Below are 23,283 nucleotides of genomic sequence, written 5' to 3'. Positions count from 1 at the left end.
ACAAGAACTGCGTAGAGCCTAGCAACGCTCTGCGAACCGAGACCAGCAGGCTCGCAGAGCGTTCGGTCACACGTGCGTCGACCGTGCTATCACTGCTCGGCGTCGACCGACGCTTCACCGGACGCATCGGACTGTGTACGACTCGAGACGGCCGCGGCCGCGGCGCGTACCTGCGGCGCGACCAGGACGATCTGACCCAGCACGCCGTTGACGAAGCCGGGCGAATCGTCGGTGGACAGCTGTTTGGCCAGCTCGACGGCTTCGTCGACGGCGACGACCGGTGGCACGTCGGTGGCGTGGAACAACTCCCATACCGCAACGCGCAGGATGGCTCTGTCCACCGCAGGCAGACGGGTGAGCGTCCAGTCCTTGAGGTGATCGGCGATCACGCCGTCGAGTCGATCGAGATTCTCGGCGACGCCCTCGACCAAGGTGGAGGTGTAATCACTGACGGGAGCGATCGTGTCGTCGCCGCGTGCGAGTTCGATGCGCTCGGTGGTCAGGTTCACCGGGTCGACGTTGCGCGCCTCCGCCTCGAACAGAAAATCCACCGCCCGCTTGCGGGCCTTGTGACGCGCACCCAGCTTCTTCGCACCGGGGGCACCGTTCTGCGAGGCGGAGGATGTCGACTTCTTCGATGACACGTTAGGAGTTCACACGCCCGAGGTAGTTTCCGTCACGTGAGTCGACCTTGAGCTTGTCGCCGGTGTTGATGAACAGCGGCACCGAGATCTCGGCTCCGGTCTCGAGGGTCGCCGGCTTTGTGCCGCCAGTGGAGCGATCGCCCTGCAGGCCTGGATCGGTGTGCTTGACCTCGAGCTCGACGGTGACGGGAAGCTCGACGTACAGCGGAACGCCCTCGTGCATGGCGACCTGAACGCGGAGGTTCTCGAGCAGGAAGCGTGCGCCGTCACCGACGGTGGCCTCACCGATCGAGAGCTGGTCGTATGTGTCGGCGTCCATGAACACATAGTCGCTGCCGTCGTGGTAGAGGTACGTCATGTCGCGGCGGTCGACCGTTGCGGTCTCGACCTTCACACCGGCGTTGAACGTCTTGTCGACGACCTTGCCCGAGAGCACGTTCTTGAGCTTGGTCCGCACGAATGCGGGTCCCTTACCGGGCTTGACGTGCTGGAATTCGATGATCGACCACAGCTGGTTCTCCAGGTTGAGAACCAGTCCGTTCTTGAAATCGCTGGTGGAAGCCACTTGCTTCGCGTCTCCTCAATCGTTTGTGCGCGTGACGCGCCGTCGGTCACGTGCGGGATTCGCTCCCGCCCGCGCGCTAGACGGACGTGAGTTCCTTGCTTGTCAGGGTGAGCAGTTCCGGACCCCCGTCGCGAACGACGAGTGTGTCCTCGATCCGAACGCCGCCGCGACCGGAGAAGTAGACACCCGGCTCGACGGTGACCGCTGCACCGCTCAGCAGTGTACCGGTGCTCGTCTTCGCGATTCCCGGCGCTTCGTGGATTTCCAGGCCGACGCCATGGCCGAGCCCGTGGAGGAAGTACTCCCCGTACCCTGCGTCCTCGATCACCGAGCGTGACGCGGCGTCGACCGAGGCGGTGGTCACTCCCGGTGCCAGGGCTTCGCGACCGGCAGTCTGCGACCGCTGCACCAGCTCGTACAGATCGCGCTGCCACTGCGCGGGACTACCGATGACGAAGGTTCGAGTCATGTCCGAGTGGTAGCCGCCGACGAGTGCACCGAAGTCGAGCTTGACGAAGTCGCCGTCGGCCAACACTGCATCGGTGGGCCGGTGGTGCGGGACCGCCGAGTTGGCACCCGCCGCAACGATGGTCTCGAACGAGATGGCATCGGCACCGTGGTCGAGCATCGCCGATTCCAGCTCGCGGGCCACCTCACGTTCGGTCCGGCCTGCTCGGATACCGCACCCACCGATCAATCGAGCCAGGGCTTCGTCGGCGGCGCGGCAGGCGTCCCGGAGCAACCCCACCTCGAACTCGTCCTTGACCATGCGCAACGACTCCACGACACCCGGTGCACGCACCAACTCCGCAGCACCGTCGAGCTCGGACCACGCGCGATGGGCGTCGACGGTCACCACGTGACTCTCGAAACCGATCCGCCCACCGCTACCCGACACGCCCGATCGAAGCAGGTGTATCGCCGACGCCCGGTCGATCTCGGCCCGCAGATCCGGCACCTGCTCGGCCACCTGGGTGACGTACCGACCGTCTGTGCAGATCACCGTCCGATCCTCGTCACCGGCCGAATCGGCCACCGAGACCAGTAGCGCCGCGTTGGACCCGGTGAATCCCGTCAGATATCGCACGTTGAGAAGATCGGTGATCAGCATCGAATCGAGTCCGTCGGCGGCCAACAGTTCTCGTAGGGCACCACGACGGGCACCGAAATCGGCAGGCATGAGCCCGACATTACCGGTCGCTCCCCAGGCTCCCCCTCCCTCGACCGGCTCGTCGAACTTGTGGGCCCCGACACACAAACTTCGACGTGCGGATATGCTGTGCCGCATGACTGGGTGGGCAGTGCGTGGCATAAGTATGGGATTGGTCAACGTCGTCGTTCGACTGCTGCTGGGGGCAGCAGTGTCGATGTGGCCGCTGAGCGGATCGGCACTGCGCTGGGTGGCATACGCCCTCGTGCTGCTCGTCATCATCGTGTGGGCCGGCATCGATGGAATCCGCGACCGGCGCAAGCATCCCGACCCCGAGGACGGCGAGGACCTCACCATGGTCTGGCTCAAAGCCGCTGTGGTCGGTGGACTCCTTGGTGGTCTCCTGAGCTGGATCGTCGACTTCTTCGTCGACTTCAGCCTGGGGCAGAACGGTCTGGTCTTCGAGCTCACGTCCGGAGCCGCGTTCACGATTCTCACCATCTTCATCGGCGCCAGCGTCGCGGTGTTCGTGGGACGACAGATCGTCAACCGCGAGGCCAAGAAGAAGTTGGCCACCTCGGACGCCGAACGCGCGCACGACCGCCAGCTGGTCAACGCCGGCCAGGAGAACCGTTCGGGTCAGGCAGAGGCGACGCGGACCGAACCCACGCCGACCGAAACGCAGTGGGCTCCCGAGCACGGCGACGCCGACACCGAGGTGTTCTCGGCAGTGGACGCGGACGGCAAGCCGCGGCTGGACAAGCGCGGCCGCCACGGCAGCGCCGACGGTTCCTGACTCCCCTACATCGACCAACGGGCGGTGATCGACGCTGTATGCGTCGATCACCGCCCGTTGTCGTCAGGCCCCGAGACGGGCCGACGGCGTCACAACATGATGGCCGACCCACCTGCGGCCGGGGCCTCGCGGCCGACCGCGGAGAATGCGGCGACGAGCAGTGCCGGATCCGGACCTTCGAGCCGTCCGGGCTTGGCCAAACCGTCCAGAACCACGAACCGCAGCAGCCCGGCCCGGTTCTTCTTGTCCGTCTGCATGCCCTTGAGCAGATCCGAGAACGCATGCTCGTCGTAGGTGACCGGCAAGCCGACCGATTCGAGAATCGAACGGTGGCGGTCGGCAGTGGCGTCGTCCAGGCGTCCGGCCAAACGTCCCAGCTCGGCCGCGAACACCAGACCGACCGACACCGCGGCACCGTGACGCCACCGGTACTGCTCCCGCCGCTCTATGGCGTGCGCAAGCGTGTGCCCGTAGTTCAGGATCTCGCGCAGGTTCGACTCACGCAGATCTGCCGCCACGACCTTCGCCTTGACCTCGACGGAGCGCCGGATCAACTCCGGTAGCACGTCGCCGGTCGGATCCAGCGCCGCGGCAGGATCGGCTTCGATGATGTCCAAAATCTTCGGATCGGCGATGAATCCGGTCTTGATCACCTCGGCCAGGCCCGAGACGATCTCGTTCTTCGGCACGGTCTCCAGGGTCGCCAGATCGATCAACACGGCAGCCGGTTCGTGGAAAGAGCCGACGAGGTTCTTGCCGGCATCGGTGTTGATGCCGGTCTTGCCGCCCACGGCCGCGTCGACCATGGCCAGCAGCGTCGTCGGGACGTGGACGATACGAACTCCGCGCATCCAGGTCGCGGCCACGAATCCGGCCAGGTCCGTCGCCGCGCCGCCGCCCAGACTGACGATGGCGTCGCTGCGAGTGAGACCGATTCGGCCGAGAACCTCCCAGCAGAACCCGGCCACGGCCAGATCCTTGCCGTCCTCGGCGTCCGGAATCTCGATGCGATGGGCGTCGATTCCCTTGTCCGCCAGAGCCGCTCGCACTGCTTCCGCGGTCTCTGCCAGCGGAGGCTGGTGGAAGATCGCCACGGTGGCCGTTCCGGCGAGCTGGTCGACGAGATCCGTCAACAGACCTCGGCCGATGATCACCGGGTACGGGTTGGCAGTCTCGACCTGGACGCGCACTGGCTCTGTCATCGAATCACCTTCATCTACTGGGGGTTTTTCTCGTTCGCATCGCGCCCGGGAACTGGGGCGATGGCGGTCAGCTTCGACACCAACTGGCCCACGACCCGAGCGGGGCTGCGGCTGTCGGTGCGCACTCGCACCGTGGCCACCGATCGATAGAGAGGTCGCCGATGGCGCATCAGTTCCTGGTACTTCGCACGCGGATCAGGACCGGCGAGCAACGGCCGAACCGTGTTCGCACCGGTACGCCGAAGCCCTTCGGCCACACTGATTTCCAGGTACACCACGGTGTGCCCGGACAGTAGGGAGCGGGTCGCGGGCGACAGCACAGCACCACCACCGAGGGAGACGATCCCGTCGTGCGAGGCCAGAGCACCGGCGACTATCCGCTCCTCGATCTGCCGGAAGGCCGGCTCGCCGTCGTGCGAGAAGATATCGGCGATCGTACGACCGGTGTCTCGCTCGATGGCTACATCGGTGTCGAACAGGTCCAGGTCGAGAGCCTGTGCCAGCCGTCGACCGATCGTCGACTTACCTGCTCCCGGCGGTCCGACGAGGACCGCGTACGGGGTCATCGTGGAGGTCGGGCGGCGGTGCCCTTCACGTAGTGGTCGACGTTGCTCGTCGTCTCCGCCAGCGAGTCCCCACCGAACTTCTCCAACGCTGCCTGCGCGACGACCAGGGCAACCATCGTCTCGGCCACGACACCGGCAGCCGGAACAGCGCAGACGTCCGAGCGCTGATGAATGGCCACGGCCTCGTCGCCGGTCGTCATGTCGACCGTTGCCAACGCGCGCGGAACCGTCGAGATGGGCTTCATCGCCGCCCGCACTCGCAGTGCCTCACCGTTGGTCATACCGCCCTCGATGCCGCCTGCCCGGTTGGTCGAGCGCAACACACCGTCCGGACCGGGCTTGATCTCGTCGTGAGCGACGCTTCCGCGTCGACGCGCGGTCTCGAAGCCGTCCCCGATCTCGACCCCCTTGATGGCCTGGATTCCCATCAGTGCCGCGGCGAGTCTTGCGTCGAGCTTGCGTTCTCCGGAGACGAACGACCCGAGGCCGACGGGCAGACCGTGCACCACGACCTCGACGACGCCGCCGAGGGTGTCACCGTCCTTCTTCGCTGCTTCGATCTCGGCGATCATCGATTCTTCGGCGGCCTTGTCGAAGGCGCGAACCGGGGATGCGTCGATCGCGTCGAGGTCCGCGCCTGCGGGCGGCGGCCCGACATAGGGGTCGGATGCCCCGATGGAGATCACATGGGACACCACATCGACTCCGAACGCCTGCTTCAGGAACAGGCGGGCGACCGTGCCGATGGCGACTCGGGCGGCGGTCTCACGCGCGCTGGCGCGTTCGAGCACGGGGCGAGCGTCGTCGAAGCCGTACTTGAGCATCCCGGAGAAGTCGGCGTGGCCGGGCCGGGGCCGTGTCAACGGAGAGTTGCGCGCGAGATCCGCGAGCACTGCCTCGTCGACGGGATCGGCCGACATCACCTGCTCCCACTTGGGCCACTCGGTGTTGCCGACCTCGATCGCGACCGGACCACCCATCGTGCGTCCGTGTCGGACACCGCCGGTGAGGGTCACTTTGTCGGCCTCGAACTTCATGCGGGCACCTCGGCCGTAGCCGAGGCGACGGCGAGCGAGTTGAGAGGCAATGTCGTCCGAGGTCACCTCTACTCCCGCGACCATTCCTTCGAGAATGGCGACGAGAGCGGGTCCGTGGGATTCTCCGGCAGTTATCCAGCGCAGCACTCGAACATCTTTTCACGCCAGGGACGCCGCGGATGCCAGCAGGGTGGCCGCGCACATGGACGGGCCGTGCGGGATGCGGGCTCGCCGGTGCCCCAACGCCGCGGCGATCGCCCCCACCACGGCAGTTGCCACCGGTGCCGACAGCGCGGCGATCGCCCATCCTCCCCCGCCGCCGACGCACGCGATCGAGCCGACCGACCAGGCGAGTTTGACGTCCCCCGCTCCGAATGCCGCGGGCGCGAGGAGGTGAACGACGAGATAGATCGCGAACAACAGAGCACCGCCCAGCAGTGCCCCCGGCGAACCGGTGAACACGAGCGCGATCGTCACCACGACCGCCCCGGGGACGGTCAAGGCGTTCGGCAACCGGCGTCGCTGCAGGTCGACCGCGCTGAGTGCGGCGAACCACCACGTCGTCACGCACAACGGAACCGCGTACTCGGTACCGCCGAAACGCCACCAGACCCATCCGGTACCGATCGCAGACAACAGCGGCAGGAGCCGAGGACTCCATCGGACCAAACAGCGGCGCATCGCCAGCCCCACAACGGCACCGACCACGACCGCACCACACACGACAATCATGACCGAAGGCTTGCACCACGGCAGCGATCGTCTGTGACGAAAGCCCAGGTGGAACATTGCCCTGTGGACAACTCGCGGCCTGTGGACAACTCGCGGCCCGTGGGCTACCGCCGGCTCGAACTCACAATGCGGTGAACAGTGCGTCCCGCATGATCGCTCGCGGAGCGGGCCTGCCGGTGAACTGTTCCACTTGCCCGTACGCCTGATTGAGCAGCATCGACAATCCGCTGATGACGGTTCCACCGGCCGCGTCCACGGCAGTTGCCAGGGGCGTCGGCCATGGATCGTAGATGGCGTCGAGGACCAGGGGCGCCTGGGCGAGATCCGACGCGATGTCCGCGGCCCCGGCCGCGGGCACGGTGCTGACGAGCACAGCGGACGCCGCTGCGACGGTGGCGAGCCGAGGGTCGGTCATGTCCGCGAACTCCGCGCGCATCCCCGCGGCGACGGCGCAGTCCAGTGTGTCTCGGGCTCGGTCGGCCGACCGCGCGACGACAGTGACCGCAGTCGCTCCGAGTCCGGCCAGCGCCACGATCGCCGGCCTCGACGTTCCTCCTGCGCCGACCACCGTCACGGTGCGACCGGACAGGTCCTCGATTCCGGCGTCGCGCAGTGCACCGACTATCCCATCGACGTCCGTGCAATCGGCGCGCCAGCCCGACTCGGTGCGCACCAGGGTGTTCGCCGAGCCGGCCAGAACTGCCCGCGCGGTGCGCTCGGTCGCGTACGCCAGAGCCGCGACCTTGCCCGGCATGGTGACCGAGACACCGACCCATTCGGGGCCGAAACCGTCGAGCAGGCCGGGCAGCTGCTCTCCGGTGCAGTCGATGCGCTCGTAGGTCCAGTCGGCGAGGCCGAGCGCGCGGTACGCGGCACAGTGCAGCACCGGCGACTTCGAGTGTTCGACAGGGCTTCCGAGTACAGCGGCGCGCACGTCAGCGGCCGCTGTCGAGGAAGCCACCCTCGACCTTGGTGATGTTGGCCAGGTGTTCCTCGTAGCTGCGGGTGAACAGGGTTTCGCCCGCCTGGTTGATGGTCACGAAGTACAGCCAGTCACCGTCGGCGGGCATCTCGACCGCCTGCACCGCACCGATACTCGGCGAGGAGATCGGGGTTGCCGGCAGCCCTTCGCTGGCATAGGTGTTCCACGGGGTGACGCGGGCGCGGTCGGCGTCGGTGGTGGCCACCTCGGTCGTATCGAGCGAGTAGTTGACCGTCGAGTCGAACTCGAGCTTCTGCGGCACCGCGAGCCGATTGAGGATCACCCGGGCCACCTTGCTGAAGTCCTGCGGCAGCGACTCCCGCTCGACGAGCGACGCGGCGACGAGGGTGTCGTACGGAGTCAGCCCGGAGTTGGCACCCGCGGTGAGGATTCCGGTGTCCTCGTAGCGGGTCGCGCTCTCGGACACCAGCTGCTTCAGAATGTCGGTCGGAGCCGCGCTGGGATCGAAGTCCCAGGTTCCTGCGGCGATCAGGCCTTCGAGCTGGCGATCGCGGTCCGGGACTCCCTCGACGCGATCGGTGGCCCAGTCGGGCACGCCCAAGGCGGCCGGGTCGTCCACGGCTCCGGCCACGTTGAGGTCGTCGTAGCTCACGCAGGTGGGGGTTCCACTGCCGGTTCGGTCCACGCAGCTGGCCTCGGAGATCAGGGTGTAGATGCCCTTCTTGACGGCACCGGTGTTCACGTCGCGCGCGTCGTGCAGCTGACGGCCCTCCGAGATCACCATGTTGCCCACCCGGGACGCGGGGTCGACGAGTTCGTTCACGGCCTGCGAGGCAGGCACGTTGCTGGCGAGCAGATAGAAACCGGGTTGAACCGAGGTGATGGCGTTGTTCAGGAGCGCCGCTTCGAGGAAGGCTCCCGAACTGGCGACCACACCCTTGTCCGCTGCCTGGGTACCGATCTGTTGCGCGGTGTCGTTGGGATGAACCTGAATCACCACGCCGTCCCCCGGTGAGCCCGCGGTGAAGTCGGCGTTCGGTGTCGTGCGATTGCCGAACTTGTTCACCGCGAAATACGCTCCTCCCGCGACTGCCACGACCAGTACGAGCCCGAGTACCAGAGCGATCAGGCGGCCGCGGCGCTTGCGGCTGGAGGCAGCTCGGTCCTTCCGGGTCGCGGCACGGCTGCGGCCGACCTCCTGTGGCAACGCTCCGCGCTCGGCCTCGTGCTCCCGATCTGCGTCACGAGAGGACCGGGGATGCGGCTCCTGATGCTGCGGCGGGCCGTGCACAGTGCGGTGGAACTCGCTGCCCTCGTCCACGCGATAGCCGATCGGGTCGGTGTGCGCCTCGTCCGAGCGCGCATCTCGCCGGTCCCGATCGGACCCTTTGTAGTTCACTCGTCGACCTCCGTCGATCCTGAATTGTTCGCTGCACGATCCGATACGGCACGGCGCTCGTCGAGCCAGCCCTGCAGTATCGCGACCGCCGCAGCCTGATCGATCACCGATCGTTGGTTCTTGGCTCGCACTCCACTGTCCCGTAGCGCGCGCGATGCACTCACGGTAGTCAGTCGCTCGTCGGCCATCCGAATCGGCACATCACCCAGTCGCCGGTGCAGGGAGCGGCCGAATTTCTCGGCTGCGTCGACGGCGTTGCCGCGCTCTCCGCGCAGCGTCCGAGGAAGCCCGATGACGATCTCGACGGCCTCGTATTCGGCGACGATCTTCGCCACCCGCGCCACGTCCGGGGCGTCGGGACCCTTGATCTTCGATCGCGGCACGGTCTCGACCGGCGTGGCGAGTACACCGTCGGGATCGCTCGAGGCGATACCGATGCGCACACTGCCGACGTCGATGCCGATACGACGGCCGCGGCCGGGATCGTCGACTCCTGGCCGATCGGGGCCGCGCCCCTGAGCTACCACGATCGTCAGTGGGTGGTGAGTTCGGTCAATCGAGCCCGGGCTGCGTCGATACCGGCTGGAATTCCGGCGACGTCCGATCCCGAACCCTGAGCCAACTCGGGCTTGCCGCCGCCTCGGCCACCGATACTCGGACCGAAGGCCGCCACCAGATCGCCTGCCGCGATGCCTGCATCCTGAGCTGCCTTGTTGGTCGAGACCACGAACGGGACCTTGCCGTTCACGGTGCCGAACAGCACCACCACGGCCGGGTCCGCGCCCAGCCGGCCTCGGATATCGGTGACCAAGGTGCGCAAGTCGTTGCCGCCGACGCCGTCCGGTGCCTGCGCGATGACCGCTCGCACGTCGCCGAATCGCTCGGCCTTGCCGACGAACTCACCTGCCGAGGCCAGCACTGCGGCGGCCTTGACCGCGTCGAGTTCCTTCTCCGCGACCCGCAGACGCTCGACCAGGGTCTCGATGCGGGTCGGAACCTCCTCGGACGGCACCTTCAGCGAGGACGCGATGCCGGCCAGCAGCGCGCGTTCCTTGGCGAGATAGCGGTACGAGTCGAGGCCGACGAAGGCTTCGACTCGGCGCACTCCCGAGCCCACGGACGATTCACCGAGAATGGTGACCGGGCCGATCTGCGACGAGTGCTGCACGTGCGTACCACCGCACAGTTCCATCGAGAACGGTCCGCCGATCTCGACGACGCGCACTTCGTCGCCGTAGTTCTCACCGAACAGGGCCATGGCGCCCATCTTCTTGGCACTGTCGAGGTCGGTGACCATGGTGTTGACCGCGAAGTCCGAGCCCACCGCGTCGTTGGCGACGTTCTCGATGTCGTCGCGCTGCGCCTCCGAGAGCGCGCCCTGCCACGAGAAGTCGAATCGCAGGTAGCCGGGCTTGTTGAGCGATCCGGCCTGCGTCGCGTTCGGCCCGAGCACCTGTCGCAGTGCCGCGTGCACCATGTGGGTACCCGAGTGGCCCTGAGTCGCGCCCTTGCGCCACGCGTGGTCGACGTCGACGTGCACGGTGTCGCCCTCGGTGATCTGACCCGACTCGACCACCGACTTGTGCGTCCAGAGCTTCTTGGCGATCTTCTGCACGTCGTTGACCTTGACGCCGAGGCCGGGTGCAGTGATCGTGCCGATGTCGGCGATCTGGCCACCGGACTCGGCGTAGAGCGGGCTGCGGTCGAGGATGATCTCCACCGAGTCTCCCGCAACCGCGGTCGGGACGCGGACGCCGTTGGAGATCAGGGCCAATACCGTTGCCTCGGAGCCGAGTTCGTCGAATCCGGTGAACTCGGTCGGCGAACCGTCGACGAAATCCTTGTAGACCGTGAGGTCTGCGTGTGCGTGCTTGCGGGCACGGGCGTCGTCCTTGGCCCGGTTGCGCTGCTCGGCCATCAGCGAGCGGAAACCGTCCTCGTCCACCGACAGGCCGGCCTCGGCGGCCATCTCGAGCGTCAGATCGATCGGGAAACCGTAGGTGTCGTGCAGCGCGAATGCCTCGGCACCGCCGATCTTCTTCGCACCCGACGCCTTGACTGCCTCCGCTGCGCCCTCGAACAGCCGAGAACCCGAGGTGAGGGTCTTGAGGAACGCCGTCTCCTCCCCCACTGCGACGGTCAGAATGCGATCGAAGTCGGTGACCAGATTCGGGTACGACTCGGTCATAGTGTCTCGTACGACGGTGACGAACTGCGCCATGGTCTCGTCGGGTGCGCCGAGCAGGCGTGCCGATCGGACGATGCGGCGCAGCAATCGGCGCAGCACGTAGCCGCGACCGTCGTTGCCGGGATTGACTCCGTCGGAGATCAGCAGCGCGGCGGTCCGGGCGTGATCGGCGATGACTCGGAAACGCACGTCGTCGTCGTGGTTGGCACCGTAGGCGCGTCCCGAGAGTTCCTCGGCCTTGGCGATCACCGGTCGGACGAGGTCGGTCTCGTAGACGTTGTCCACGCCCTGCAGCAGGAAGGCGACGCGCTCGACGCCCATGCCGGTGTCGATGTTCTGCTTCGGCAGCGGACCGAGGATCTCGAAGTCGTCCTTGCTGATTCCCTTGCCGCGTTCGTTCTGCATGAACACGAGGTTCCAGATCTCGATGTACCGATCCTCGTCGGCCTCGGGACCGCCCTCGGCACCGAACTCGGGTCCTCGGTCGTAGTAGATCTCCGAGCACGGGCCACAGGGTCCGGGAATGCCCATGGACCAGTAGTTGTCGGCCATTCCTCGGCGCTGAATTCGCTCGTCGGGCAGGCCTGCGATCTCCTTCCAAAGCTCGATCGCCTCGTCGTCGTCGAGATACGCGGTGGCCCAGATGCGCTCGGGATCGAACCCGTATCCGCCGTCCTCGACGCTGTCGGTCAACAGAGACCAGGCGTGCCGAATGGCGTCTCGCTTGAAGTAGTCGCCGAACGAGAAGTTTCCTGCCATCTGGAAGAACGTGTTGTGGCGGGTGGTGATACCGACGTTCTCGATGTCGAGGGTGCGCACGCACTTCTGGACGCTCGTCGCCGTCTTGTACGGCGGTGTCTGCTGACCGAGGAAGAACGGCACGAACGGAACCATGCCCGCATTGACGAACAGCAGATTGGGGTCGTCGAGGATCAACGACGCACTGGGTACTTCGGTGTGTCCCGCCTTCACGAAATGGTCGAGGAAACGCCTGCGGATCTCATGGGTCTGCACGGATACAGGTTAGCGTCGTCGGACCCCGCACCGACTCGAGGGCCTATCGGCCTCGGATGATGCGGCGCAGTTTCCCGACCCTGGTCGCGATTTCCCGCTCGGCACCGTGCTCGGTGGGCTCGTAGTAGTTCACGCCCACCAGTTCGTCCGGCGGATACTGCTGCCCCAGTACGCCGCCAGGACTGCTGTGCGGGTACCGATACCCGACGGCGTTCCCCAGCCCTTGAGCGCCCTTGTAGTGGCCGTCGCGCAGATGCGGCGGCACCGATCCCGACTTGCCTGCAGCCACGTCGGCCATGGCAGCACCGAGTGCGCCGATCACGGCACCGGATTTGGGCGCAGTGGCCAGATGAATCGTCGCCTGCGCCAGCGCCAACCGTGCCTCGGGCATACCGATCATCTGCACGGCGCTGGCAGCGGCCGTCGCGGTCTGCAGTGCCGTGGGGTCGGCCATCCCGATGTCCTCGCTGGCGTGCACCACGAGACGTCTCGCGATGAACCGCGCGTCCTCGCCTGCCGTGATCATCCGCGCCAGATAGTGCAGGGCGGCGTCGACGTCGGACCCTCTGATCGACTTGATGAACGCGCTGATGACGTCGTAGTGCTGATCTCCGTCGCGGTCGTAACGCACGGCGGCCTTGTCGACACTGGCCTCGACCGTCGCGAGGTCGAGCATCCCGTCGGTTGCAGCGCCCGCTGCCGCCTCGAGTGCCGTCAACGCCCGTCGGGCGTCGCCGGCCGCGAGACGCACCAGGTGATCCATCGCGTCGTCGGCGATGGTCACCGCACCGTCCAGTCCGCGCGGATCGTTGGCGGCGCGAGTGAGCAACAACTCGATGTCCTCGGATGCCAGCGGCTGCAACTGCAGAACCAACGACCGGGACAGCAGCGGCGACACCACCGAGAACGACGGGTTCTCCGTGGTCGCAGCCACCAACAACACGATCCGATTCTCGACGGCAGCGAGCAGTGCATCCTGCTGCGTCTTGGAGAATCGGTGCACCTCGTCGATGAACAGCACCGTCTGCTCGCCCGAGAGCAGTCGGCGGCGCGCGAGTTCGATGACGTTGCGTACTTCCTTGACACCGGCCGAGAGAGCCGACAGCGCCTCGAACTTGCGTCCGGTAGCCCCCGAGATCAGCGACGCCAGCGTCGTCTTACCGGTTCCCGGTGGACCGTAGAGCATCACCGAGGACGCACCGGAGCCCTCGACCAGCCGGCGCAGCGGTGCGCCCGGAGCCAACAGATGAGACTGCCCCACCACCTCGTCGAGGCTCGTCGGACGCATACGCACCGCCAGAGGTGCGTCGGGCCTGACGTAGGTGGACGTGGGACGGGACTCGGCGATCATCGCCTCCGGGGGCGCAGGCGCGTCGAACAGTCCGTCGCCCAACTCGTCGCTTCCCGAGATGTCCCCGCCGGAGAAGTCACTACCGATGCCGCCGCTCACCCGTCGAACGCTACCGATGCGACCGGCGGATGCGCGAACGACGTCTTCCTCAGCGCTCCCACTTGGTGCGCAGAGCGGTGGCGACCGACGTCGCGTAGTCGGCGATGTCGGTCTCACCGACGCGCGCGGCACTGTCTGCCAGCGTCGTCCACCGCGAGATCAGTGCCTGCGACCGCGGAACCGACAGGTGATGAGCACGCGCCGCTGCGATGCGAGTGTGGTCGTCGGGCAGGAACCAGTAGGTGCTCAGCCACACCCAGATCAGACGCGCGTCGAGAATCTTGCTCGCCAGCGTGGTGTCGTCGGCCAACGCTGGCCAGATCCCCACCACTTCCGAGCGCCACGCGTCGATCATCGCCTGCTCGCGATCGTGTGAGAGCTCGAAGCTGCACAGGCAACCGGGGAACGACGCCAACGCGTAGGTGATGTCGAGGGTGGCGTCACGAAATCCGCCCCACTCGTAGTCGAGGAACCGCACGCCTTCGTCGTTGACGATGATGTTGTCGGGACACAGGTCTGACGGGCTGAAGGCGCGGAAGGCACCGTGCGCGAACAGTCGCCCGCTGCGAGAGACTCGATCGAGAATGGCATCCGGAGTCGTTCCGACGCCCAGAAGATCGGTCAGCAGGCCGGGGACCTCGGCAAGAGCGTCGGGTATCTGGGCGGAGATCCCGTCGGTGGAGTCGGGTTGTCCCACCCGTCGCAGCAGAGCGGCGAAATCGTCCTCACGGCCGACGGTGGCGGCGTGCATGCGGCCGAGCGCCTGCGCCATGGCCATCAAGGAATTGGTCACCGCGGCTTCGTCCGAGTTGCGCAGCAGAGCAGTGATGGGACTGGCGTCGCCGAGATCGCTGAGCACCAGCAACCTCGCGTCGAGGTCGTATGCGTGCAGCTCGGGTCCGGGCCTGCTGTCCGTGGCCAGAGCGTTGGCGAACTGGTACGACGCCGCCTCGCGCAGGAAGGCGCTGGAACCGGAGACGTCGGCGAGCTCGGCATGCAGTTCCGATTCGGCGGGCAGCTCCCGGACCTGCTTGATCACCAGGGTGCGGGGCAGCTGAAACGGGTTCTCGGACACTCTGACTCGCAACACGATCGCTTGACCGCTACCCCCCAGATTCACCGGGTCGATCAACGTCACCGGAGCTCCGGTGCGTTTGGTGAGGAGTCGCTGGGCTGCTGCTACTACCTCTGATACAGGGTCTGCCAGTGTTGCGGTCATCGATATCCAAGCTACCCGTTCGGTGTGTTCTGCTGTGCCGTCTCGGTGACTACGAATGGGAAACGATTGTCCGTTTTGCGGCTTTTCGCACGTTGCATTCGTAGATTCGACCAGATGGTCGGTTACCCCCGAGCCACCGAATTATGCCGGGTTCGCTACTGCGGTGCAACGTCCACCGATACGGCGATGGTGCTCTCCTCCGCTTCGGTGTAGATCACCCCGCGCAGGGGCGGCACGTCGGCGTAGTCACGTCCCCACGCCACGGTCGCGTATCGCTCGTCGACCAGCTGATCGTTGGTGGGATCGAACGCGAGCCACCGATCGTTCGGCATCCACACCGCAGCCCACGCGTGGGTCGCGTCGACACCGATCATCCGTTCCTTGCCGGGCGGAGGTTCGGTTGCGAGGTATCCCGACACGTACCGGGCCGCCAGACCCTGGGACCGCAAGCACGCGATCGCAAGGCGAGCGAAGTCCTGACACACTCCCGACCTCGCGGCGAGGACGTCGACAACGGTGGTCGAGACCGTCGTCGAGCCGGAAAGATAGCGAAAGTCGGTGAAGATCCGATGCGTCAGATCGACGACGACGTCCGCGAGGGGACGACCGGGCCAGAAGCTGGGGGCCGCGTAGGCGCGCACCTCGTCGGTTATCTCCGGAGTCGGCAGATCGAGAGCGAACTCCACGGCCGACGCGCGGGCCGGATCCGCAGGCACGCTCGCATCGAACAGCGCCATCCGAGCCGACTCCCAGGATGCCGTCGCCGGCCACGACGTCGTCTCGTCCGCCGGACGAGGATAGACCTCCACCAGCGAATCCGCCGTGACCACCAGCTTCTCGTGGTCGTGCGTGACGTGGAAGTACACGTCCTCGTTGCCGTAGACGTCCACGCCGAAGGATTGATCGGTGGGAGCCGGCTCCACCGTGACCGACTTCTCCAGACAGTGCTGCCCGTCCATGTCGCGGGGCGCGAGGAATCCGCGCCCGTAGGACGAGGTCACGCGGTCGGAATACGTGTAGGTGGTGATGTGCTTGATTCGGTACCGACGACTCATCACCGCACTCCGTTCGCAGTTCGGATGTTGGCGCTGCCCCACAGCGGCTGCGTGCCACCGGGCAACGACATGTGCGTGGCGAGGACGACGCGGGACAATTCCTCCAGCGAGTCGTGGATGCCGTCCACCAGCTCGAGCAACTCCACTCGCCTGCCGTTCGCATCGACCGATTCCAGATCGCCCGGGTCGACGCGCCGCAACCGCACCCGCATCTGCTCGACGAGCTGCTCGGGCCGCGACGTACCCGAGGCGTCGGGCAACGAACCCAGGTCGTCCCGCAGCCGATCGAGCTGGTAGACCAACGCTCGCGGGTTGCCCTCGTCGAACAACAACAGTTGCGCGACGGCAGCCGGACGCGCGCGCCCGCTGTTGCGTCTGCGGTAGATCACCGAGGACTCGGCCGCGGACAGCACCGAATCGATGACCGCTTGTTCGGTGGAGGGCGTGAGAGCGTGGCTCAGCGTGGCCGAGAGCAGCGCAGTCAGCTGCAGACCACGCTCGATCCGTTTGCCTGCATCCATCAGGTACCAGCCCGCGTCTCGCACCATCGATTCCGATGCCAAGCCGGCCAGCGCAAGCAACCCGCGCAGCACACTCGACTGCGACGACGCCAATTGCGCGCCGTTGTGAACCGGCGACTCGGCCAGCTCCTCGAGCGCGGTGTCGATGCGGTTCAGCACCGCCCAGGTGTCGTTCGAGAGCTGGTCGCGCACCGCGCGCGCCGCTTGCTGCATCCGATCCACCGATTGGGCCAGCGAACCCGGACGTCCCGTCGAGAGCATCAGCGAGCGCATTTCCACGCTCGCATCACCGCGGTTCTTCTCGTCGAGGAATCCCGGCCAGGTGCGCGAGACCTTCGTGACCGCTTCGAGAAGAATCGGCAGACTTTCGCTGCCTTCGAGCCAGGGCATCGATCGATAGTCCTGATTGCGTTCGCGCGCAGCGATGAGCAATCGAGTCATGTCCTCGGCACGCTCGCTGTAGCGGCCGAACCAGAACAGGTCGCCGAGCACACGCGGGGAACTGACGACATCGACGTTGGACGCGGCGTACTGCGGCAACTCCTCCACCGTGGCGGGCGGGGTGTGCGGAGCGGAGTCGGCCGGGGTGACCCGTTCCACCGACTTGACCCACACATCCTTCGACGCCACCGTGATGAGCGGTTCGGTGACCGGTGCGGTGAGCACCACCTGCCCCAGTCCGCCGCGCATCGGCGTGTACCCGCCCCGCTGCGCAACCGTGAACAGCCGCATCCCCACCTGCGCCGGCGCCACCGACAACTGCGAACCCGAGCCGCCGTCGATCGACGAACCGACCGGAGCCAACGAGAACTCGGGGACTTCCTGCCCGGTCCACTTCCACGGCTCGGCGAGAATTCGCTTCCACAGCTCCTCCGCGGCGACGTCGGTGAGATCGTGCCCCACCACCGTGCGACGTGAGGTGGTCGAGCGCAGCACCAGCGAACGCATCCGGCTTCCGATGTGCGAGAGCTGATCCGGGTCGCCACCCCAGTAGGTCTGTACCGAACCGAGAATCAGATCCTCGTCCAGCAGGGCACGACTCAACGCCGGAAGCAACGGAAGCAGAGCCGGGTTCTCGAGCACACCGCTACCGAGCGTGTTCACCACGCTCACGGCCCCGCGCCGCAGCACTTCGACCAGACCGACGACTCCCAGATGCGAATCCGGGCGCAGATCGAGTGGGTCGGCGAACTCGGCGTCGACTCGGCGCAGCACCACATCGACCCGGCGCAGCTTGCCGAGCGACCGCATCCACAGACAGCCGTCGCGGACCACGAGATCGGCATTCTCCACTAGAGGAAAGCCGAGAACCGTTGCGAGATAAGCCTGATCGAATGCCGTCTCGGAGTGCGAACCGGGACTGAGCACCACCACGACCGGATTCTCGGCCGATGCGGGTGCCGCATCGCGAAGAGCCAGACGAACCGCCCGAGCGAACGTGGACAGCGGCCTGGGATTGCTGGCCTGGAACAACTCCGGCATCGCGCGCGACATCACCCGACGATCGGCGAGCGCATAGCCCACTCCCGACGGTGCCTGCGTGCGGTCGGCGACGACCCGGAAGTCGCCGTCGGAACCTCGGGCGACATCGGCGGCATGCATGAACAGCTGATGCGGCCCCGGAATGGTGATCGCATGCGCCGTCCGCAGATAGCCCGGGTTGCCGAAGACCAACTCCGGTGGAATCAACCCCCGACGAACGGTTTCCTGGGCACCGTAGATGTCGGTGAGCATCGCATCGAGCAACATCGACCGCTGAACCAAACCTGCTTCCAGACGGTCCCACTCGTCGGCCGCGACGACCAACGGAACACTGTCCAACCCCCACCGAACAGCACTGGGCAACGCCTCGCTGCCACCCGACGGAATCGGGTTGTAGGTGATGCCGTGGTCGTCGACCAAACGGCTCACCCGCGACTGCAACGTCTGCATGGCACCCGAGCCGGCCTCACGCATACCGTCGACCAACTCCGCCCAGTGCGGACGGACGGCGTCGTCGGCATCGAGCATCTCGTCGAACCGATCGACACGACCGGTCACGGCCTCACGCCGACCGCGATACGCCAGCCACGGCGACCCGGCACCACTCGAAACGTCGTCGTTCCTGCCGGCCCCACTCGAAACGTCGTCGTTCCTGCCGGCACCACTCGAAACATCGTCGTTCCTGCCGGCTCCACTCAGGGTGGTATCCACGGGCACCATCGAGCCGTTGTTCCTTCCGTCGGTCGATCACACTCCGCCGCCGGGTGACTCCGCTGCCTGCGGAACCACCCGATACGCGTCGGACCGAGATCGCTACCGGTCGACTCGTTCTCCTGTGCAGTCGCGCGTCAGGACGTGATGACTCCGGTCCGGCGCAGGTCGAGCATGCCGGGCGCGGACACATCGATCGCTTGGCGAGCGTGCATCTCGAGCAATCTTGCTACGTCCACCTTGCCCGAGGTGAACCCGCCCTCCTCGAAGCGGCCGTTACGGCGCGCTTCGGCTTCCACGGAGTTGACCGGCGGTCCCTCGTACGAGCGACCGCCCGGGTGCACCACGTGGTACGAGCACCCGCCGACCGCACGTCCGGTCTGCATTTCCACCAGATCGAAACGCAGCGGACTCTGCACGTCGATCGTCGGGTGCAGAGCACTCGGCGGCTGCCAAGCGCGGTAACGCACACCGGCGACCTGCACGTCCTGACGCTCGGTCCGCAACATCGGCACCGGCACCCCGTTGCACGTCACCATGTAGCGGCCCGCGTCGGCTCCGGCGACCTGAACCTGGATTCGTTCCACCGAAGAGTCCACGTACCGAGCGGTGCCCGAGGACGTCGATTCTTCGCCGAGAGTGTTCCATGGCTCGATCGCACCCCGCAGCTCGATCTCGGCGTCACCGACCACGGTGGTACCGATTCGGGGGAATCTGAACTCGGTGAACGGATCGAGCCAGCTGGTGTCGAAATCGATGCCGTGCTCGCGGAGGTCCTCGACGACACGACCGATATCGTTGATGACGAAGTGCGGCAACATGTACCGACCGTGCAGATTGGCACCGTGCCGGATGAGAGGTGCCTTCAGCGGGGTGTCCCAGAACCGCGAGACCATCGATCGCACGAGCAGCGACTGCACCATCGCCATCTGATGGTGCGGCGGCATCTCGAACCCGCGCAGTTCGAGCAGTCCCAGTCGTCCGCGAGTGGAATCGGGACTGTAGAGCTTGTCGATGCAGAACTCGGCGCGGTGCGTGTTGCCGGTGATGTCGGTGAGCAGGTGCCGCAGCGCTCGGTCGACGACCCAGGGCGACGCCGATCGGTCGGCCCCGGTCAGTCGCTCGATCTCGCTGAATGCGACCTCGAGCTCGTAGAGCGATTCCTCGCGTCCCTCGTCGGCGCGAGGAGCCTGCGACGTGGTGCCGATGAAGCGGCCCGAGAACAGGTACGACAGCGACGGGTGCCGCTGCCAGTGCGTCAGCAGCGAGACCAACAGGTCCGGTCGACGCAGAACGGGTGAATCCACCGGCGTCACGCCGCCGAGGGTGATGTGGTTTCCACCGCCCGTTCCACGAGTGGTGCCGTCGTTGTCGAATCCCTCTGTGCTCAAACGGGACTGACGCGCCTCGAGGTAGAGACGCTCCATCAGATCGTTCTGTTCCGCCCACGAGGAGGTCGGTTGCACGTTGACCTCGATCACACCGGGATCCGGTGTGACGGTGAGGGTTTGGATACGCGGATCGGACGGCGGACCGTAGCCCTCGATCACGACGGGCGTGTCGATGGTCGACGCCGCCTGCTCGACCCGCGAGACGAGATCGACGAAGTCGTCCAACCGATCCATCGGCGGCATGAACACGTGCAGGACGCCGTCGCGAACCTCGGCGACCAGTGCGGTGACGGCGGTGCCGCCCACCCCGGACGTCTCGTTCACCAACTGCGCGTAACGCGACTCGGCCGGGTTCACCGCACGCGGCGGTTGCTGGGTCAGCTGCGGTGTGGGCAGATCCGGCTTGGGCGCGGTGGGGTCTGCCGGGTTCTCGACGGGACCGCCGTCCCAGGAGATCGCGCGAAGTGGCAGCCGCAGGCCCGCGGGAGAATCGCCCTCCAGCAACACTATTCGGCCGCGGCGCAACTTCCAGTCCGAGCTCTCCCAGCCGGAGCCGTCCTCGGTGCGCGAGATGGGCAGAACGAATGCCGCAGGCTCGTCGGTACTGGCATCGAGCCGTTCGAGCAGTTTCTTTCTGGCATCCGCGGAATCGGCTCCCGGTTCGAGATCCTCGTCGTCGGCGGGCGGATCACCGTAGGGCTGGCGAACCAGGTCCAACAGTTTCACCAACGGGTCCTCGTAGGCGGGACGCGCCTGTGAGGCGGGCAGTCCGAGCGCCTTGACCAACTCGTCGATCAATGCCTGCGACGCCGAATTGTCCACCGGATCCGGGCGCAGGTCCTCGGCCAACCAGGGATCGGCGATCAGATCGGAGTCGTGCCACAGAGCTTGACCGTCGGTACGCCAGAACAGTCCCACCTGCCACCGCGGCAGAGGTTCGCCGGGGTACCACTTGCCCTGGCTGCGCTGCACCAGACCGTCCGGTGCGTAGATGGTGCGAAGCCGTTCGGCGAGCACACTTGCCAGCTTGCGCTTGTGCGGACCGTCGGCAGTGGTGTTCCACTCGGGCGCTTCCTGATTCTCGATCGCGACGAACGTGGGCTCGCCGCCGACGGTCAACCGAATGTCCTGATCGAGCATCCGCTCGTCGATCTTCTCGGCTGTGGCCTTGATCGATTCCCACTGCTCGGCGGTGTACGGCAACGTCGTTCGCGGATCCTCGTGGACGCGGACGACGGTGTTCGAGAAGTCGAGTTCGGCCTTGCACTTGCTCGTCGCACCGGAGATGGCGGCGGCCGTCGACGGGTGCGGTGTGGCCGACAGTGGAATGTGGCCCTCGCCGGCGAACAGACCCGATGTCGGGTCCATCCCGACCCAGCCCGCACCGGGGAGGTAGACCTCGGTCCAGGCATGGAGATCGGTGAAGTCCTCCACCGGCCCGGACGGGCCGTCCAGCGACTTTACGTCGGAGGACAACTGAACCAGGTAACCCGAGACGAACCGCGCTGCCAGACCCATCTGACGCAGTACCGACACCAGCAACCACGCCGAGTCGCGGCACGACCCGACGGCGGACGTCAGAGTCAGATCGGGGGTCTGCACTCCGGGTTCCATGCGCACGGAGTACCCGACGTCGCCCATGACGGCTTGGTTTGCCATCACGAGAAAATCGATGGTGCGCAACGACTCTCCGCGTTCGGTGACAGCCGCCTGCAGCTTCTCCACCCAGGCCGAGACCACCGGTCCCGGTCCGGATCCGGCCTTGCCCTCGTCCACCGGCCGTAGATACGGCTCGAGGTCGGGCAGGTCGTGCTCTTCGTACGCGAAGCCGTAGTGCTCGGCCCATTCCTCGACGAAGAAGTCGAGGGGATTGATGGACGCCATGTCCGCGACGAGTCCGACGGTGATCGACAGGTGATCGGTTCGCTCGGGGAAGACCACCCGAGCGAGGAAGTTTCCGAACACGTCCTGCTGCCAATTGACGAAATGCTCCGCCGGCTCGATCTTCAGCGAGTACGCCTCGATGGGAGTGCGCGAATGCGGTGCCGGTCGCAGCCGAATTTCGTGCGGAAAGATCTTGACGGTGCGGTCGAATCGGTAGCTGGTGCGGTGTTCGAGTGCAACCTTGATGCCCACGGCGAGCCCCTCGTGATAGTCCCGGTATGGGTAGAACACCCAACCCTAGTAGGACCGGGCCCGGTGCGCTCGGCGAGAAATCGTGTCCGAAATGTACCGACCGGGCAGGTGTGTAGTGCTTGACACCCTCTTCGTGGTGGGGTTCGCTCGGCGAGAATCGAGTATTCGTTCGACGCACGCCACACTTTGCAACCAAAGGGAATCTCGTGAGTGACAATCCACCCAACGGACCGCAGTACGGCTCCGATCCGAACCAACCCCAGTACCCCACGAATCCAGCGTCCGGTTACCCGCCGCCCGGCAACTACCCACCACCCGGCAGCTACCCGCCCCCGGGCAACTACCCACCGCCGCCGGTAGGCGGAAACGCCGGATTCGGACTGGGCTCGCAGTTGCCCGGCGGCGCGCAGCCCGGCAGCCTCGGATCGCGTTTCGCGGCGCGCTTCCTGGACTTGCTCATTCTCGCGCTCGTCCAGATCATCCTGTACTTGATTCTCCCCAGCGGGTTCTTCGGAACTTTCCTGATGGGCCTCGCGACTGCGCTCCTCGGCTTCGCGTACTTCACGCTGCTCGAGTCCTCCCGCGGCCAGACTCTGGGCAAGCAGCTCCTCGGCCTGCGCACCCTCGGCGCAACAGGCGGATTGCCCACTCAGGCCGAGGCGGCCAAGCGCAATGCCTTCCTGCTGCTCAACATCGTGCCGGTCGTCGGCAGCTTCCTGGTGATCGTGGCGTACATCGTCGTTGCGGTGACCATCAACTCCAGCCCGACCAAACAGGGCAAGCACGACGAGATCGCCGGCGGAACCCAGGTCATCAGCGTCTCGTAACAACCTGTCCACGCACGAGCGGACCTCCGACATCAGGCGGAGGCCCGCTCGTCTGCGTTCACAGTGTTTCGGGGTCTCGGTGCTCCGAACCACCCCACGCGTCCCGACCACAGACCAGGAGAACGACGTGAACGACGATCCGACCGACGAACCGCGGCCCGGCCAGGGATCCGATCCCGGCCGACCCGAAACGCCGAACACTCCCCCGCCGAACACGGGAGACACCCCGCCGCCTGCCGGCGGTCAGTACCCGCC

18 protein-coding genes are annotated in these 23,283 nt (G+C 66.3%); 2 read left to right on the top strand and 16 right to left on the bottom strand.

Annotated features, from left to right (window positions below; all coding sequences use genetic code 11):
* Nucleotides 1-89: 89 nt before the first annotated feature.
* The 3 genes from nusB to CH283_RS07935 form a co-directional block, all read right to left on the bottom strand.
* A complete protein-coding gene (nusB, locus tag CH283_RS07945) occupies nt 90-644 on the bottom strand; it encodes a transcription antitermination factor NusB (protein WP_094641906.1) in 555 nt (184 codons plus the stop codon).
* A 1-nt stretch (nt 645) separates the two neighbouring features.
* Nucleotides 646-1,209: an elongation factor P gene (efp, locus tag CH283_RS07940; RefSeq protein WP_027496978.1), complete on the bottom strand. Its 564-nt coding sequence runs from the start codon at nt 1,207-1,209 to the stop codon at nt 646-648.
* A gap of 76 nt (nt 1,210-1,285) precedes the next feature.
* A complete protein-coding gene (locus tag CH283_RS07935) occupies nt 1,286-2,389 on the bottom strand; it encodes a M24 family metallopeptidase (protein WP_094642377.1) in 1,104 nt (367 codons plus the stop codon).
* 106 nt (nt 2,390-2,495) lie between these two features.
* Here CH283_RS07935 and CH283_RS07930 point away from each other — a divergent pair, with 106 nt between their 5' ends.
* Nucleotides 2,496-3,155, top strand: coding sequence for a B-4DMT family transporter (locus CH283_RS07930; RefSeq protein WP_094641907.1), 660 nt, complete (start codon nt 2,496-2,498; stop codon nt 3,153-3,155).
* Between the two features lie 89 nt (nt 3,156-3,244).
* Here CH283_RS07930 and aroB read toward each other — a convergent pair whose 3' ends face one another.
* The 13 genes from aroB to CH283_RS07865 form a co-directional block, all read right to left on the bottom strand.
* Nucleotides 3,245-4,357 (bottom strand): 3-dehydroquinate synthase, encoded by a 1,113-nt coding sequence (gene aroB, locus CH283_RS07925; protein WP_094641909.1) that lies wholly within the window; start codon nt 4,355-4,357, stop codon nt 3,245-3,247.
* A 14-nt stretch (nt 4,358-4,371) separates the two neighbouring features.
* Nucleotides 4,372-4,923: a shikimate kinase gene (locus CH283_RS07920; protein ID WP_094641911.1), complete on the bottom strand. Its 552-nt coding sequence runs from the start codon at nt 4,921-4,923 to the stop codon at nt 4,372-4,374.
* Nucleotides 4,920-6,107 (bottom strand): chorismate synthase, encoded by a 1,188-nt coding sequence (gene aroC / locus CH283_RS07915; protein WP_094641913.1) that lies wholly within the window; start codon nt 6,105-6,107, stop codon nt 4,920-4,922. The genes CH283_RS07920 and aroC overlap by 4 nt, the downstream gene beginning before the upstream one ends.
* A 12-nt stretch (nt 6,108-6,119) precedes the next feature.
* A complete protein-coding gene (locus tag CH283_RS07910; RefSeq protein ID WP_255183137.1) occupies nt 6,120-6,692 on the bottom strand; it encodes a prepilin peptidase in 573 nt (190 codons plus the stop codon).
* Nucleotides 6,693-6,813: 121 nt separating this feature from the next.
* Nucleotides 6,814-7,626 carry a shikimate dehydrogenase gene (locus tag CH283_RS07905; protein ID WP_094641915.1) on the bottom strand — a complete coding sequence of 271 codons (813 nt, stop codon included), beginning with the start codon at nt 7,624-7,626 and terminating at the stop codon, nt 6,814-6,816.
* 1 nt (nt 7,627) lies between these two features.
* On the bottom strand, nt 7,628-9,034 hold the full coding sequence (locus CH283_RS07900) for an endolytic transglycosylase MltG (RefSeq protein WP_094641917.1): 1,407 nt from the start codon (nt 9,032-9,034) through the stop codon (nt 7,628-7,630).
* The gene (ruvX, locus tag CH283_RS07895; protein WP_094641919.1) at nt 9,031-9,561 is read right to left on the bottom strand and encodes a Holliday junction resolvase RuvX; all 531 of its coding nucleotides are present in this window, start codon (nt 9,559-9,561) and stop codon (nt 9,031-9,033) included. Before ruvX ends, CH283_RS07900 begins: the two co-directional genes overlap by 4 nt.
* Nucleotides 9,562-9,566: 5 nt before the next feature.
* Nucleotides 9,567-12,236, bottom strand: a complete 2,670-nt coding sequence (gene alaS / locus CH283_RS07890; protein ID WP_094641921.1) for an alanine--tRNA ligase — start codon at nt 12,234-12,236, stop codon at nt 9,567-9,569.
* A 43-nt stretch (nt 12,237-12,279) separates the two neighbouring features.
* Nucleotides 12,280-13,587 (bottom strand): replication-associated recombination protein A, encoded by a 1,308-nt coding sequence (locus CH283_RS07885; RefSeq protein ID WP_255183163.1) that lies wholly within the window; start codon nt 13,585-13,587, stop codon nt 12,280-12,282.
* A gap of 148 nt (nt 13,588-13,735) precedes the next feature.
* On the bottom strand, nt 13,736-14,905 hold the full coding sequence (locus CH283_RS07880; protein ID WP_094641923.1) for a kinase: 1,170 nt from the start codon (nt 14,903-14,905) through the stop codon (nt 13,736-13,738).
* Nucleotides 14,906-15,060: 155 nt separating this feature from the next.
* Nucleotides 15,061-15,960: a transglutaminase family protein gene (locus tag CH283_RS07875; RefSeq protein ID WP_094641925.1), complete on the bottom strand. Its 900-nt coding sequence runs from the start codon at nt 15,958-15,960 to the stop codon at nt 15,061-15,063.
* On the bottom strand, nt 15,960-18,491 hold the full coding sequence (locus CH283_RS07870) for a circularly permuted type 2 ATP-grasp protein (protein ID WP_373557667.1): 2,532 nt from the start codon (nt 18,489-18,491) through the stop codon (nt 15,960-15,962). The genes CH283_RS07875 and CH283_RS07870 overlap by 1 nt, the downstream gene beginning before the upstream one ends.
* A 320-nt stretch (nt 18,492-18,811) precedes the next feature.
* Nucleotides 18,812-22,201: a transglutaminase family protein gene (locus tag CH283_RS07865; RefSeq protein WP_094642381.1), complete on the bottom strand. Its 3,390-nt coding sequence runs from the start codon at nt 22,199-22,201 to the stop codon at nt 18,812-18,814.
* Nucleotides 22,202-22,407: 206 nt separating this feature from the next.
* Here CH283_RS07865 and CH283_RS07860 point away from each other — a divergent pair, with 206 nt between their 5' ends.
* Nucleotides 22,408-23,028 (top strand): RDD family protein, encoded by a 621-nt coding sequence (locus tag CH283_RS07860; RefSeq protein WP_255183135.1) that lies wholly within the window; start codon nt 22,408-22,410, stop codon nt 23,026-23,028.
* Nucleotides 23,029-23,283: the final 255 nt, after the last annotated feature.

This window comes from Rhodococcus sp. 05-2254-2 (assembly GCF_002259095.1).
Lineage (GTDB): Bacteria > Actinomycetota > Actinomycetes > Mycobacteriales > Mycobacteriaceae > Rhodococcoides.
The sequence above is the reverse complement of the archived record's forward strand: the minus strand, read 5'-3'. Positions and strand labels throughout refer to the sequence as shown.

What these genes read in the sequence shown, in the direction of transcription:
- CH283_RS07935 (WP_094642377.1), bottom strand. Translation starts at nt 2,389, where the DNA reads ATGCCTGCCGATTTCGGTGCCCGTCGTGGTGCCCTACGAGAACTGTTG.
- CH283_RS07930 (WP_094641907.1), top strand. Translation starts at nt 2,496, where the DNA reads ATGACTGGGTGGGCAGTGCGTGGCATAAGTATGGGATTGGTCAACGTC.
- aroB (WP_094641909.1), bottom strand. Translation starts at nt 4,357, where the DNA reads ATGACAGAGCCAGTGCGCGTCCAGGTCGAGACTGCCAACCCGTACCCG.
- CH283_RS07920 (WP_094641911.1), bottom strand. Translation starts at nt 4,923, where the DNA reads ATGACCCCGTACGCGGTCCTCGTCGGACCGCCGGGAGCAGGTAAGTCG.
- CH283_RS07910 (WP_255183137.1), bottom strand. Translation starts at nt 6,692, where the DNA reads ATGATTGTCGTGTGTGGTGCGGTCGTGGTCGGTGCCGTTGTGGGGCTG.
- CH283_RS07885 (WP_255183163.1), bottom strand. Translation starts at nt 13,587, where the DNA reads ATGATCGCCGAGTCCCGTCCCACGTCCACCTACGTCAGGCCCGACGCA.
- CH283_RS07880 (WP_094641923.1), bottom strand. Translation starts at nt 14,905, where the DNA reads ATGACCGCAACACTGGCAGACCCTGTATCAGAGGTAGTAGCAGCAGCC.
- CH283_RS07875 (WP_094641925.1), bottom strand. Translation starts at nt 15,960, where the DNA reads ATGAGTCGTCGGTACCGAATCAAGCACATCACCACCTACACGTATTCC.
- CH283_RS07870 (WP_373557667.1), bottom strand. Translation starts at nt 18,491, where the DNA reads ATGCTCGATGCCGACGACGCCGTCCGTCCGCACTGGGCGGAGTTGGTC.